The 545-nt window shown below is 40.4% G+C and carries 1 protein-coding gene; it reads left to right on the plus strand.

Annotation, left to right across the window (positions count from 1 at the left end):
• On the plus strand, positions 1-424 hold a 424-nt coding region (locus RH86_RS16305), incomplete at its 5' end, for a hypothetical protein (protein WP_009387331.1).
• Between the last annotated feature and the right edge of the window lie 121 nt (positions 425-545).

The raw sequence follows: 545 nt of genomic DNA on the forward strand, positions 1-545 counted from the left end.
GCGTTGTTCACCACTTAATGCGGCGTTATGTGTTTTTAGTATAAGGTGGTTTATGAATCTAAACGACAGGGTTGATATTGTTGTTTTCTCATCTCGGTCATTTGTTGAGTTGAAAGTCGGCGATGACGTTTATGAGTTGCATGAGATCGATATTCACGAATTTTTGAATATGCCTGGTATCACTTCTTCAGGAATGGTTGGCTTTTCTCGCATAGCAAAAAGTGAAGAATACGAGATTGTTTATCAACCCATAGAAACAAATAAAAAATACGTTGCATCAGTAAAAACAGATCCGAGAGGGCTGCTTTATTCACCTTTCGACGATAGTTCCCCAATAATGGAAGCTACACCAGAAAATATTGAAAAATTCACTCAGTATGTTTCGCTATACGACTCTCTGAGTTTGGGGGAGACAAACACATAACAAACTGTTCAAGAGGGATTCGCAACGCGTGGCATTTTCACTATGCGTTGGTTTAAGTGATTAAGGTGGTTTGCGGCTGCTTCGGTATAGCGTTGCTCACCCCTTAACAGGGCGTTATGTA

Origin of the sequence: Vibrio sp. N418 (assembly GCF_000222565.1) — a bacterium.
Classification (GTDB): Bacteria; Pseudomonadota; Gammaproteobacteria; order Enterobacterales; family Vibrionaceae; genus Vibrio; species Vibrio scophthalmi.